This is a genomic window from Streptomyces sp. NPDC048191 (assembly GCF_040652655.1).
Taxonomy (GTDB): Bacteria; Actinomycetota; Actinomycetes; order Streptomycetales; family Streptomycetaceae; genus Streptomyces.
Genome location: NZ_JBEZMO010000004.1, coordinates 395,986 through 407,499, shown reverse-complemented (window position 1 = coordinate 407,499; position 11,514 = coordinate 395,986). Strand labels below are relative to the sequence as shown.

Annotated in this window: 12 protein-coding genes and 1 pseudogene; 8 read left to right on the top strand and 5 right to left on the bottom strand. The window is 69.4% G+C overall.

Features of this window, described 5'->3' with window-relative positions; genetic code table 11:
• Positions 1-172 precede the first annotated feature (172 nt).
• Positions 173-937, top strand: coding sequence for an NAD(P)-binding domain-containing protein (locus AB0D93_RS10515; protein WP_362116215.1), 765 nt, complete (start codon positions 173-175; stop codon positions 935-937).
• A 16-nt stretch (positions 938-953) separates the two neighbouring features.
• Positions 954-1,268: pseudogene (locus AB0D93_RS10510) on the top strand (zinc ribbon domain-containing protein); the annotation flags it as partial.
• Positions 1,269-1,274: 6 nt separating this feature from the next.
• Here the strand turns inward: AB0D93_RS10510 and AB0D93_RS10505 are convergent.
• Positions 1,275-2,261, bottom strand: a complete 987-nt coding sequence (locus tag AB0D93_RS10505) for an endonuclease/exonuclease/phosphatase family protein (RefSeq protein ID WP_362116287.1) — start codon at positions 2,259-2,261, stop codon at positions 1,275-1,277.
• Positions 2,262-2,563: 302 nt separating this feature from the next.
• Here AB0D93_RS10505 and AB0D93_RS10500 point away from each other — a divergent pair, with 302 nt between their 5' ends.
• The 5 genes from AB0D93_RS10500 to AB0D93_RS10480 all read left to right on the top strand — a co-directional run bounded on the left by AB0D93_RS10500 (position 2,564) and on the right by AB0D93_RS10480 (position 7,139).
• Entirely contained in the window at positions 2,564-3,259 is a 696-nt protein-coding gene (locus AB0D93_RS10500; protein ID WP_362116212.1) for a response regulator transcription factor, read from the top strand.
• A complete protein-coding gene (locus AB0D93_RS10495; RefSeq protein ID WP_362116209.1) occupies positions 3,252-4,376 on the top strand; it encodes a HAMP domain-containing sensor histidine kinase in 1,125 nt (374 codons plus the stop codon). The genes AB0D93_RS10500 and AB0D93_RS10495 overlap by 8 nt, the downstream gene beginning before the upstream one ends.
• 125 nt (positions 4,377-4,501) lie before the next feature.
• A complete protein-coding gene (locus tag AB0D93_RS10490) occupies positions 4,502-6,370 on the top strand; it encodes a SpoIIE family protein phosphatase (protein ID WP_362116206.1) in 1,869 nt (622 codons plus the stop codon).
• Between the two features lie 147 nt (positions 6,371-6,517).
• On the top strand, positions 6,518-6,874 hold the full coding sequence (locus AB0D93_RS10485; protein WP_362116203.1) for a PRC-barrel domain-containing protein: 357 nt from the start codon (positions 6,518-6,520) through the stop codon (positions 6,872-6,874).
• A 94-nt stretch (positions 6,875-6,968) separates the two neighbouring features.
• Positions 6,969-7,139: a hypothetical protein gene (locus AB0D93_RS10480; protein ID WP_362116200.1), complete on the top strand. Its 171-nt coding sequence runs from the start codon at positions 6,969-6,971 to the stop codon at positions 7,137-7,139.
• A gap of 89 nt (positions 7,140-7,228) precedes the next feature.
• Here AB0D93_RS10480 and AB0D93_RS10475 read toward each other — a convergent pair whose 3' ends face one another.
• Complete coding sequence (locus tag AB0D93_RS10475; RefSeq protein ID WP_362116197.1) at positions 7,229-8,095, bottom strand: dienelactone hydrolase family protein; 867 nt, start codon at positions 8,093-8,095, stop codon at positions 7,229-7,231.
• Between the two features lie 139 nt (positions 8,096-8,234).
• Between AB0D93_RS10475 and AB0D93_RS10470 the strand changes: the two genes are divergently transcribed.
• Positions 8,235-9,281 (top strand): helix-turn-helix domain-containing protein, encoded by a 1,047-nt coding sequence (locus tag AB0D93_RS10470; RefSeq protein WP_362116194.1) that lies wholly within the window; start codon positions 8,235-8,237, stop codon positions 9,279-9,281.
• Between the two features lie 33 nt (positions 9,282-9,314).
• Here the strand turns inward: AB0D93_RS10470 and AB0D93_RS10465 are convergent, their stop codons facing one another.
• The 3 genes from AB0D93_RS10465 to AB0D93_RS10455 form a co-directional block, all read right to left on the bottom strand.
• The gene (locus AB0D93_RS10465) at positions 9,315-10,142 is read right to left on the bottom strand and encodes an SAM-dependent methyltransferase (RefSeq protein ID WP_362116191.1); all 828 of its coding nucleotides are present in this window, start codon (positions 10,140-10,142) and stop codon (positions 9,315-9,317) included.
• 80 nt (positions 10,143-10,222) lie between these two features.
• Complete coding sequence (locus AB0D93_RS10460; protein ID WP_362116188.1) at positions 10,223-10,474, bottom strand: DUF397 domain-containing protein; 252 nt, start codon at positions 10,472-10,474, stop codon at positions 10,223-10,225.
• Positions 10,471-11,343, bottom strand: coding sequence for a helix-turn-helix transcriptional regulator (locus AB0D93_RS10455; RefSeq protein ID WP_362116185.1), 873 nt, complete (start codon positions 11,341-11,343; stop codon positions 10,471-10,473). The genes AB0D93_RS10460 and AB0D93_RS10455 overlap by 4 nt, the downstream gene beginning before the upstream one ends.
• Positions 11,344-11,514 lie beyond the last annotated feature (171 nt).

The following is an 11,514-nucleotide window of genomic DNA, read 5'->3' as shown; positions in this document are numbered from 1 at the left end:
CCAGCAGCGAGGCGCCCGAGTCCAAGGCCTGGGCGAAGTAGGTGTACTTGGCCTTGTCGTACGCGTTGTGCGTGCCGATCGCCGGCACGTGCGGAGCCGACGACAACCCTCACGACCGCACAGATCCACACCATCACAGGTCACGACCACCACGCACCTGGAGGAAGACACCGTGCAGCGCATCGGCATCATCGGAGTGGGCGAGATCGGCCGGGCCATCGTTGAGGGCCTGCGCCACGGGGGCGGTGCGTCGCCAGACGTCTTCCTCTCTCCCCGAGGGGCCCGCACGGCCGCGGAACTGTCCGAGCGCTTCGAGGGCATCCATGTGTGCACCGACAACCAGGAGGTACTGGACCGCTCCGAGGTGGTGATCATCGCCGTGCGCCGCCAGGACCACCACGAGGCACTCGCCGGGCTGAAGATCGATGACGACAAGACCGTTGTCAACCTGATGGCCGGCGTCGCCACCGACGACCTGCGCCGAACTCTCGTCACCGGCGCGCCGATCGTCCGCGCTATCCCGCTGCCTGCGGCGCGCGAGCGCCGCTCCGCCACCGTGACCTGCCCCTCGCATCCGGTGGTGGACTCTCTCTTCGAACAGTTGGGCGGAGCGCTCCCCGTCGCGGACGAGGACGCCTTCAATGTCTTCTCCGCGCTGACCGGGACGCTCACCGCCCACTACGCCTACCTCGCCACGCTCACCTCGTGGGCGACCGACCATGGCATGGCCCCCGACGCCGCCGACCGGTACGTACGCGGCCTCTTCCAGAACGTCGGCCGCTCCCTGAACGACGAGACCCGCCCTCTGCACCAACTCGCCGCCGACCACGAGACACCCCATGGGAACAACGAGCGCATCCGCACCACGTGGTTCGATCCGGCAAACGCCGCAGCCCTCAAGAAGGCCCTGGACGGCCTACTCGCCGATCTGAAGTAAGGGCGTTCCGGATTTTCACGACCGCGTAGCGGTGGAGGACTTTAGGCCGAAGTTCCTCGCGAGGACCACCATGGGCCGCAAGGGGGCTGATGCCTCCATCGCCGCGACGAAGCGCGCCCCGTGCGAGATGGGCCGCAAGCACGCACGGGACGTCCGTCTCGTGCACCGCGCGCACACCACGATGGACTGTGCTCAGTGCGGAGCGAGGACCAAGCACGCACCACCGCTGTCGATGAGAACGTATGCCTGCACCGCGTGCGCAGCCGAGTCCCCCCGGAACGAGAACTCCGCGCGCGTGATGCTGGTCCGGGCAGGTTGGAACCCTGGAGGGGAGCCTTCAACAGCTGATTCCGGCTGCCACCGGCAGGTGGTCGCTGCCGTTGGCGGGGAGCACCCACGAGCTGTCCGGCTCCACGCCACGGACCAGGATCTGGTCGATCCGCGCCACCGGGAACCTTGCCGACCAGGTGAATCCGAAGCCGTCCCCGGCCGCCTCCTGGGCCGATCGCATCTGTGTGGTGATGCCGGCGAACGCGCGGTCGTCCACGGTTCCGTTCAGGTCGCCGAGCAGGACCACCCGCTTGCTCGGATCGGCGGCGATGGCGTTGCCGAGCGTCTGCGCGCCTATGTTCCGCGAGGCCGTCCAGAAGCCCGCCCTGGGATTGACCCGTACGGACCCGAGGTGGGCCACATACACCGTCAGCGGTCCGTGGTCCGTGGCCACCGTGGTGCGCAGCGCCCGGTTCGAAGCCGTCTTTCTGTCGGCCGGTTTGGTGTCCGCCAGCGGCCCGTAGTCCATGATGTCGATCGGCTGCGTGTCCGACAGGGGCAGCTTGCTCCACAGCCCGACCGTGCCCTGCACCGTGTGGTACGGGTACGCCTTCGCCAGCTCCTTCTCGTACGTGCCCGTGGCCTGGGGGGTGAGCTCCACCAGGGCCAGCATGTCCGCGCCGGATGCGGCCAGGTCGCGTGCGGTGCGGGCCGGGTCGGTGTTGTCGGCGTCGACGTTCTGCTCGGCCACGGTGAGGTCGCTGCCCGGGTGGGACTTGTCGCCGAGCAGTCCGCCGAAGAGGTTCAGCCAGACCACTCCTGGCAGTAGGAGCGCGACCGTCGTGGAGGCGGAGCGGCGCCACAGTGCCGCGGCCAGCAGCAGCGGGATGAACAGGCCGAACCACGGGAGCATGGTCTCCACCAAGCTGCCGAGGTTGCCGGTCCCTCGGTTCGGAATCTTCGCGTGCAGGAGCATGAGCAGCCCGAGCAGTAGCGCCAGTGCCGCGAGCACCGGGCCGCGTTTCCAGGGCTCCGGCCGGGAGGCGGCGCGCATCGCCCGGTGGATGCGCGGGCGCCAGGCCCCGGTGCCGGTGCCGGTGCGGGTGCCGGTGCCGGTGTTTCGGCGGCGGGCGCTGCCCTGACCGGTCTCCGCCGTGTCCACCTGCGTCATCGTCCGTCCTCGCTCACTGCCGGTCACTGCTGCGTCCTCGGGTCCTGGGCGGGGTTGGCATGCGCACACCGGCAGCCGTCGTCAGGGGTGTGGTTCATGCCGTCAGTCAACGCAGCGTGGTGTTGTCGGCACGTATGGGATTTTCGATACGCGGACGATATGCGCCCACTCGTAGCATCAGGAGCATGCGCGTGTTGATCGTCGAGGACGAACCCTTTCTGGCGGAAGCGATCCGCGACGGCCTGCGACTGGGGGCGATCGCGGCCGACATCGCAGGTGACGGCGACACGGCTCTGGAACTGCTGAGCGTCAACGCCTACGACATCACCGTCCTCGACCGCGACGTCCCCGGACCGTCCGGTGACGAGATCGCCCAACGCATCGTCGGCTCCGGCAGCGGCATGCCGATCCTCATGCTCACCGCGGCCGACCGGCTCGACGACAAGGTCTCCGGGTTCGAACTCGGCGCCGACGACTACCTCACCAAGCCGTTCGAACTGCAAGAACTCGTGCTCCGGCTCAGAGCCCTCGACCGCAGGAGCGCCCACCACAGGCCTCCCGTGCGGGAGATCGCGGGTCTGCGGCTGGATCCGTTCCGCAGAGAGGTCTACCGGGACGGCCGCTACGTCGCGCTCACCCGGAAGCAGTTCGCCGTGCTCGAAGTCCTCGTCGCCGCCGAAGGCGGTGTGGTCGGCGCCGAAGAACTCCTGGAACGCGCGTGGGATGCGAACGCCAACCCGTTCACCAACGCCGTGCGCATCACCGTCTCGGCACTGCGCAAGCGGCTCGGTGAACCGTGGATCATCGCCACCGTGCCAGGCGTCGGCTACCGCATCGACACGCAGCCCGGGGCCGGGGCGGAGGGAGGCGAGTGTGGATAGGGCATCCGGGCTGAGCGTTCGCCTCAAGCTCACCCTCAGCTACGCCGGCTTCCTCATGCTGGCCGGCGTGCTGCTGCTCGCGGCGGTGTGGGTGTTCCTCCTGCGTTACGTCCCCGAGCGCGCGCTCATCGTCCCCTCCGGCACCCCCATCACCAACGGTGTCTTTCCCGTCCGGTCCAACCTGCTGCACGTCTTCGCTCCCAGGGCGGCCGCGGTGCTGGCTTTCCTGCTGGCGTTCGGCCTCGTGGGAGGGTGGGTCCTCGCCGGCCGGATGCTCGCCCCGCTGACCCGCATCACGGACGCCGCCCGGGTGGCCTCGACCGGATCGCTCTCCCACCGAATCCGGCTACCGGGCCACAAGGACGAGTTCCGCGAACTGGCCGACGCCTTCGACACGATGCTGGCACGGCTCGAAGCACACGTGTCAGAGCAGCAGAGATTCGCAGCCAACGCCTCGCACGAGTTGCGCACCCCGCTGGCGATCTCGAAGGCACTTCTTGACGTGGCCCGCACCGATCCGAACCACGACGCCGGCGAAGTCATCGACCGCCTCCACGCCGTCAACACCCGGGCGATCGGTCTTACCGAGGCACTGCTTCTGCTCAGCCGCGCCGAGCAGCGGTCCTTCACCCGAGAACCGGTCGACCTGTCCCTCCTGGCGGAAGAAGCCGCCGAAACACTCCTCCCCCTCGCGGAAAAGCATGGCGTCACCCTCGAGGCCTGCGGCGACATCGCTCCCACGACCGGATCTCAGGCGCTGCTGCTGCAGCTGACCATGAACCTCGTGCACAACGCGATCGTGCACAACCTGCCGGACAACGGCGCCGTGTGGGTCAGTACCGGCGTCTGCCCCAGCAGTGTGGTGCTCACCGTGGAGAACACCGGCGAACGGCTCACCCCGCAACTGGTCGCCACGCTCACCGAACCGTTCCAGCGTGGCACCGAACGTATCCGCGCCGACCACGCAGGGGTGGGCCTCGGCCTGGCGATCGCCAAGGCCGTCACCGAGGCACACGCGGGAACACTCACCCTCACCCCGCGCGCTGCCGGCGGGCTCCGCGTCACTGTGGAACTGCCCGCGGCAGACCCCCACGCGGAGGAGCCGAAGCGATCGTGACGCTCCGGCCAGAGTGGCCCATGCGCTCTCCAGGACGTTCCCCGGGCGACACCTGAGCGGGGAATGCGCAGATCATGCGCAGATTGGTCCGCTTTTGAGATCCTGGTCACGAGGGGTGGTAGCCCATGACCGGTTCGTGCGACGTTCTGAATCCTGACTTCACAGGTGCCGTACTGCGCGACATCGGCGCCGGTGTTTTCACCATGGACACAGCCGGAATGATCACGTACGTCAATCCGTGGGCAGAGCGTCTGCTGGCCCGGCCGATGGCGCAGCTGCTGGGGCATGACGCGCATGATCTGCTGCACCGCCGTCCCGACGGTGGTCTGGTCCCGCGTGAGCAGTGCCTGATGCGGACTCCGCTGGCGGGTGGCCGGGACGCTGCTGAAGGAAGTGAGGAGTACTTCTTGCGCGGCGACGGCGTGCCCCTGCCGATCATCTGGTCGGCGACACCGCTCCGGCTGGCAGGCAGGCCGGCCGGGTTGGTGATCGTCTTCAGCGACTTCAGCCTGCACCGGGACGCCGAGGAGCGAGCGACCGCCCACACGGCGGCCCTGGAGGCGCTCACAAACCGGTTGAATCTCCTCGCCGAGGTGTCCTCGGTGCTGATGTCCAACATGGACGCCACTGCCGCAGCCCGGAAGCTGCTTCCCCTGCTCGTACCGGAACTCGGTCACTGGGCCGCCGTCGACCTCATCGACGCACGCTCCGGCGTCCCGCAGCGTGTCGCGGTGCGCAGCCCGGCCCATCCAGGTCGCGCCAGAGAACTGACGGGGCCGCTTCCGCTGCCTGCGACGCAGCAGCGGCCGGAGATCATCCGCGGCGACCGTCCGGTCCTGGTACGGGCCGCGGACTTGGTGGACGCGGGCGCCCCGCTCGCGTCCAGCCACCGGATCTTGTTCGAGCGGCTCGGCGGCCGCTGGGCCACCGCAGTACCGATCCGCTCCCGTCGGCAGTACTACGGCGTCCTGACCGTGGCACGAGCCGGGAACTCTCATCCGCCGACCGACGCCGAGACGCGGCTGCTCGCGGACATCGGACGACGACTCGCGCTGGTGCTGGACAACAGCCACCTCTACGACGAGCAGCGCAACGTCGCGGAGACCATGCAACGCCAACTGCTGGCACCACTGCCGCAAGTCGACCACCTGCGCATGGCCGCCCGCTATCTGCCGGCCCAGCGCGCCATGGAGATCGGAGGCGACTGGTACGACGCCTTCCTGCTCGCCGACGGCGTCATGGCGCTGGTCATCGGGGACGTGGTGGGCCACGATCTGCAGGCCGCGGTCCACATGGCCGAGGTGCGGAACATGCTGCGTGCTCTCGCCTGGACCCATGTGGAGCCACCCAGCATGATCATGTGTCGACTGGACGAGGCGGTGACCCACACCAGCGACGCGCCGATGGCCACCCTGATCTTCGCCCGGGTCGAAGGTCCCGAAGGAGGGCCGTGGCGGCTGCACTGGGTCAATGCGGGTCACCCCCCGCCGCTGCTGATCACGCCGGACGGAGCGACACGCTTCCTCACCAGTGGCCACGGGCCGCTGATCGGCATGAGCGCTACCTTGCACCTGGGCCTGACCTGGCCGGACGCCCACGAGGACCTCCCGGCGGAGGCCACCGTGCTCTTCTACACCGACGGTCTCGTCGAGAGCCGGGAACGCCCCATCGACGCCGGCATGGCCAAACTCAGGCACCACGCCTCCGTCCTGGCCCGGCGACTACACACCCGCAGCATCGACGACTTCTGCGACCAGCTCCTGCAACGCCTGTCCCCCAGCGGCGACGACACCGCCCTGCTCGCCCTGCGCCTGCCCGCGTCCGGAGCCGGCGCCCCCGACGACCACAGCCTGCCACCACCACCGCAAAAGTCCCACAGTCCCGCCGCCCCGGAACGAGCCGCCCCCGGCTCGCTCCAGGAGCAAGCCGCCGTACAGGACCCCACACGAGACACCCGCGAGGCCCTGCACCCCTCAGACAGGCCTGAGGTATGAGCGCTCGCCCCTTGGCGAGCCGGAAGGAATCAGGTCAGGTGCCCCGCTGACCGGCGGTCAGAGTAACGTGAGGAGGTGGCAGCCCCTCGCTGCCGCCCCCCTGTCGGGTGAGGTGCTGCGGGAGGCGCGGGGCGCAAGGAGCGAGGCATGATCCATTCAGCCGATATCCGCGAGTGGCGCAACCGCGACGTGATCGATCCCAGGGGACGCAAGATCGGAGCCCTGGAAGCGGTCTACGTGGACACCACCACCGACACGCCGACCATGGCCACCGTCCGTACCGGACTTCCGACCCGGCACCGACTCGTCTTCGTGCCCCTCGACGAGGCGACCCTGGGCCCCGGATACGTACAGGTGGCGCACTCGAGAGGGCTGGTCAAGAAGGCCCCGTCCATAGGCTTGGACGACGTCCTGCCGGTCGAGCGGGAAGAAGAGGTCTTCAAACACTACGACAGCCCTTACGAGCCTGGCGCCGGGCACGGGCGTCGCCTCGCACGCCGGTGACCGGAGTGCATCTCCAGGGTGTCAAAGCCCGACCCAATCGCTGGTCGTCGTGCGGGTTCACCGCCCGCAGCGCAGGCCGGAGGATGTGCTGACCATGGCGCTTTTCCTGTTCCTGATCCTCGTGGCTGTCGTCCTGGGACTCATCGGCACGGTGGCGGAGGGGCTGACCTACCTCTTGTTCATCGGCATCGTGGTCTTCGTGGCGGACCTGGCCCTGTTCGGTGTGCGCTGGTCCCGGCGCTCTCATCGGCACGTCGTCCGGTAGGGCCACCGCACAGCATCCGGGCGGCGCGGCCCGGCACTGCGCTGCGCCGCGCCGCGCGCGAAAGGAGCCGAAGGCGCGTGCAGCCGGGACTAACCGGTGGTGTCTGGCGGACCAGAGCCCGGTCCGGTGGTGGGCAGCGGTCCGTTCCCCCGCGGGTGCAGGCGGTCGGTGAGGAAGGCGAGGATCTCGTCGCGGGCCCGGACCGTGGGGTGGCCCGCGTCGTCGACGAGATGGGCGGTGACGACGCTGTGCGGGGTGCCGACCAGGTCGGCGAAGAAGGGCGGTGGGGCCGGATTGGCGGCGGTGTCCGGGAGGACGCGCCCGTCGAAGGCGTCGCCGAGCAGTGCGCGGTAGGCGGCGAAGCGCCGCCCCGTGCACCAGCGGTCGCCCTCGAAGCGGTAGGCGAGGACGGTCAGTCCGTCGCGGTCGAGCCGGTCGCGGACCGCGCGCGCGTCCGCCGCGTCGAGTTCGAGTCCGCCGGGGTCGTCGAGCGGCAGCGACGGATGGTTGACCACCGGGGCGATCACCACCGGCTCCAGGGCCATGGTGAGCGCGAAGTTGCCGGTGAAGCACAAGCCGATCGCACCCACCCCCGGCCCCCCCCCGCACGCGGTGTGGGCCTGGCGCGCCAGGCCGCGCAGCCAGAGCGTCACCGGGCTGGTGCCGCCCCCGGCGAAGGCCCGGAACTCCGCGCTGACACAGGCGCGGCGCACGACCTCCCGGCCGCCCTCCACCGTGGGGAAGGCGCCGTCCGTCCCGAACAACGAGGGCACATGGACGGTGAAGCCCGCGTCCCGCACCCATCGCGCGAGCCTCAGGACGTCGGGGCTGATGCCCGGCATCTCGGGCAGCACCACGACCGCGGGCCCGGCCCCGGCCACGTACACCGTCTTCGCCACCCCCTCCACGGCCACGCTCCGGCGGGTGAAATCGGTCATCGGATCGTCGTCGCTCATGGGACCAGCCTGGTGTCGGCACCGGCCGCTGGATGAGGGGCGCGATCGCCAAGGCCAGGGGTAATCTCGCCACGCACATGCGAGGCGAGGGGTGGGCGGCCGGCGACCCGGGCCAGGGACACCAGGGGGTACGGGAGCGATGGCGGAGGCAGCGCGGCAGGCGGAGGACGGTGCTGTGCCGGGGGCCGGGCCGGGCGCGCTGCGGGTCGGGGTTCTGGCGTACCCGGGCTGCTTCGCGTCCGAAGTGTTCGGCGTCCCCGATCTGTTGACGATGGCCGGGCACGTCGCCGGTCCGGACGCGGCCGGCTACCGGGTGTCGGTCGTCTCGCCCCGCCGCCGGGTCACCGCCTCGGGCGGTGTGAGCCTGGAGGTGCGTCCCCTGCGCGCGGTCGACGTCCTCGTGGTCCCCGGCTGCGAACTGCGACCCGACTCGGACCTCGACGCGCGGCTCGCCCGCCTCGCCCCCGAGATCGCGGCGATTCGCGCGCAGGCCGCCGCCGGCACCGCCGTCGTCTCGCTTTGCGTCGGCGCGTTCCTGCTCGCCGAGGCGGGGCTCCTCGACCGGCGCCGGGCCACCACCTCCTGGCTGCACGCCGACGCACTGGCAAGGCGCTGCCCGGAGGCCGACGTGCGGCCCGAGCACCTGGTCGTCACCGACACAGGGGTGACGACCACAGCCGCCTTCAGCGCCATGTACGACTTCGCGCTGGACCTGATCCGCCGGCACGACGGCGCCCGGGTGGCACGTACCACCGCGCGGTTGGCACTCGTCGACGACGCGCGGACCTCCCAGACCCCTTACGTCGACCCGCGACTCCTCCCGCAACCCGGCCGGGAGTTCTCCCAGCGGGTCATGCGCCGGCTCGACCAGAACCTCGCCGAGCGGTATGACCTCGCCGCACTCGCAGACACCTTCCAGGTCAGCACCCGCACGCTGCTGCGCCGCTTCGCCGAAGAGACCGGACGCAGCCCGCTGGCCCATCTGCAGGCCTCGCGGGTCCGCCGCGCCCGCCATCTTCTGGAGACCACCGACCGCACCGTCGCCGCCGTCGCCGCGGCCGTCGGCTACCAGGACCCCGGCTCCTTCGCCGCCCTCTTCACCCGCCACACCGGCCACCTCCCGAGCACCTACCGGGCCGCCTTCCGCCGCGCGGAACGGGCCTCCGCCTTGGAGGGCGACGGCTAGGACATGCCCGGCAGAAGAGACGCCGATCCAGTGCTAGGGCTTGATGCCTACCCCCGTCCAGAGGCTGACTTGGGCATCCGTCGGCGCGTCAACCATGGTGGCGTCCTCGCTCGGAGAGTCGGGACGCCAGCGGTGACCCAATGTGATGCCGGGGTCGAGCAGGTCCAGACCGTCGAAGAAGCGGGCTACGGCGGCACGGGAGCGGAACTGCACGGGCGTTCCCGCGTTCACGTAGACGTCGGTGACCTTCTGCCAGGTGGGCGGATCGAAGTCGGGCGTGCAGTGACTCAGTGCCAGGGCGCTGCCGGAAGGCAGGGCGTCGAGCAGACGGTTGACAATCCCGTACGGGTCCTGCTGATCGGTGATGAAGTGCATCAGGGCGTTGAGGGACAGCGCCACCGGCTCGTTCAAGTTCAACACTTCTGCGAAGACGGGGGCGTTCAGCAGAGCCGCAGGGTCATTGACGTCGGCTTGGATGTATGCGGTGCGGCCCTGGGACGTGCTGCGCATCAGGCGCTCGGCGTACTTCAGCACGAGGGGGTCGTTGTCGGCGTAGACAACGCGGGCGTCGGGGACGACGGACTGGGCCACCTGGTGCAGGTTCGGCTCGGTGGGAATGCCGGTGCCGATGTCCAGCCACTGGCGGATGCCGTGCTCCCGCGCGAGAACTCGCGTCGCCCGGTGCATGAAAGACCGGTTCTCACGAGCACAGACGAAGATACCGGGGTAGACGCCGGCGACGGTCTCGGCTGCCTGCTTGTCCACCTCGAAGTGGTCTTTGCCGCCAAGGTAGTAGTCGTACATGCGCGCGGAGTGTGGCCTGCTGGTGTCGATGTCCCGCGAGGCCGGCGTGCTGCTCATGCTGTTCCCTTCCGTAGGTGCGTGGTGTGCAGGGCCGGGGGGCGACCTCGTGGTGGCGCCTTTCCCGATCGCGCCGAGGTTCAGCGGGCCGTCAGATGATCGGCGAGGCCCCTTTTGACTCCCTCGAGGAATGCGCTGATCTCCTCGCTGGTGTAGATCAGCGCGGGCCCCGCGGGGTCGGTCGACTGGCGCAGCGCGACACGGCCGTCGGCGAGTTGCTTCGTCTCCACGCACTGCCCCCCGTTGGGCCCGCTCCACGGGCATTCCCAACCGTGCTCACCAAGGTCGGAAGCCGGCATCCCGTTGTAGACACTGCCATGGCTTGTGGTCATGAGTACTCCTTGCGCATGTGTTGCAACAGCGCCCTGCTGTCCGCGGACGAGGTCAGCAGCGACATCCGGTTGTGCGCCTCCAGGTGGGCGGCGACATCCGAGCGCTGGTCCAGGTACATGGAGGCCGTCAGGACCTCGCTGTAGACGACGTCGGGCAGCTCCGGCTCCTCGAACCGGAAATAGGTGAAGGGGGCACACGCGCCGACGTGGGCGCCTGCGGAGAAGGGGACGATGTCGATGCTGACATGGTCCAGTTCCGAGGCTTCGAGGAGTCGGTCGATCTGCTCCCGCATCACCTCCGCGCCGCCGACCATGCGATGCAGGACGGCTTCCTCCATCACCACCCACAGGGTGGGAGCGTCCGGCCCCTCCAGCAGGCCTTGGCGGTGCAGCCGCAGTTCTACGCGCCGCTCGAGATCTTCGTCGCTGTCGTTCGGGAAGCCACCGCGCAGGACGGCGCGCGCGTAACCGTACGTCTGGAGCAACCCCGTGACGTAATGGGGCTCGTAGGTACGCAGGGTCTTCGCGCCGGTCTCCAGGCTGACGTAGGCGGAGAACCAACTGGGCACCACATCGCGGTAGTCGTGCCACCAGCCGGGCTCGTTGGCCCGCTCGGCAAGGGCGACGAACTCGTCGATCTCCTGCCGATCGGCGCCGTAGGCCTCCAGCAGCCTCTCCACGTACAGGGGCTTGAGAGCGACCTCCGCCTTCTCCAGACGGCGGATGGTCAGCGGCTTCACCCGCAGGGTCCTGGCAGCGTCCTCCAGCGACGCGTCGGCGCTGTGCCGCCTCTCCTGCAACCGCCGGCCCAGGATCATCCGAAGAACTGTCGGCGCGCTGTTCCCCGCCCCCGAACGACCCTCCATCACACAACCCCGCTCTCTGACGATCAGTCACCACATCATGCCCCATGGCGACTTGGTGATGACGCCAGTTTGATACCGCCCGGGTGAAATTATCAGGGAAGCAGTTGCAGCGTGAAGTCGACTGCGAGCATAGTTACATCCATGGGCGGTCCGGCCGAACACTCACTGCTCCGA

Bases quoted from the DNA above. Each gene is read 5' to 3' on its own strand.
- AB0D93_RS10505 (WP_362116287.1), bottom strand. From the start codon at position 2,261: ATGCGCGCCGCCTCCCGGCCGGAGCCCTGGAAACGCGGCCCGGTGCTC.
- AB0D93_RS10500 (WP_362116212.1), top strand. From the start codon at position 2,564: ATGCGCGTGTTGATCGTCGAGGACGAACCCTTTCTGGCGGAAGCGATC.
- AB0D93_RS10490 (WP_362116206.1), top strand. From the start codon at position 4,502: ATGACCGGTTCGTGCGACGTTCTGAATCCTGACTTCACAGGTGCCGTA.
- AB0D93_RS10485 (WP_362116203.1), top strand. From the start codon at position 6,518: ATGATCCATTCAGCCGATATCCGCGAGTGGCGCAACCGCGACGTGATC.
- AB0D93_RS10480 (WP_362116200.1), top strand. From the start codon at position 6,969: ATGGCGCTTTTCCTGTTCCTGATCCTCGTGGCTGTCGTCCTGGGACTC.
- AB0D93_RS10475 (WP_362116197.1), bottom strand. From the start codon at position 8,095: ATGAGCGACGACGATCCGATGACCGATTTCACCCGCCGGAGCGTGGCC.
- AB0D93_RS10470 (WP_362116194.1), top strand. From the start codon at position 8,235: ATGGCGGAGGCAGCGCGGCAGGCGGAGGACGGTGCTGTGCCGGGGGCC.
- AB0D93_RS10465 (WP_362116191.1), bottom strand. From the start codon at position 10,142: ATGAGCAGCACGCCGGCCTCGCGGGACATCGACACCAGCAGGCCACAC.
- AB0D93_RS10460 (WP_362116188.1), bottom strand. From the start codon at position 10,474: ATGACCACAAGCCATGGCAGTGTCTACAACGGGATGCCGGCTTCCGAC.